We start from the raw sequence: 650 nt of genomic DNA on the forward strand, positions 1-650 counted from the left end.
ATCGACGGCTGCTCACTCGTGCCCAGCCACGCCCACGCGATGCCGAACACGATCTCCAGCAGCGCCAGCAGCGACATCTCCGGCGCCGGCAGGTGGCGGGCCAGCCGCACCGCCAGCACGCACGGGATGGCCAGCTGCACCAGCCCCAGCAGCCCGAGCAGCGCCACGTCGTGCACCGAGGCCTGCAGCGGCAGCGACAAGGGCAGCGTGACGATCGCCGAGACCAGCGCGCCCAGCAGCAAGGCCGGCACCAGGTCGACCGTCGTGCCGCTGCGCTGCAGCGTGTTCCAGTTGATCGCGCTCGCGATGGGCACGCCCAGCGCGACCAGCGTGCCGATCACGTGCTGCGGCTCCGAGCTGACGCCCTGYCCGTACATGTAGGCAATGCCCAGCCCGGCCAGCACGATCGCGGCCCAGGTGCGCCGCGCGACCGGATGCCCGAGCGTGAAGCGCGCCAGCATGGCAGTCATCAGCGGCGCGAGCGCCATCGTGATCAGCACGTTGGCCACCGTGGTCAGCGTGAGCGCCACCATGAAGCAGGTGAACATCACGCTCCACATCAGGCTCGAGATCCACAGCGGCCGGCCGCCCGCGCGCAGCAGCGCGAAGGTGCTGCGGCCATGCGCCCAGGCGTAGTAGCAGGCCAGGCA

At 71.0% G+C, this 650-nt stretch carries 1 protein-coding gene; it reads right to left on the reverse strand.

The genetic code is table 11. From position 1 onward, the window contains the following. The coding region (locus AC1D01_RS37620; RefSeq protein ID WP_477875042.1) for a DMT family transporter at positions 1–650 on the reverse strand (650 nt) is incomplete at both ends.

It is taken from the genome of Rhizobacter sp. P3_B12 (assembly GCF_056402895.1).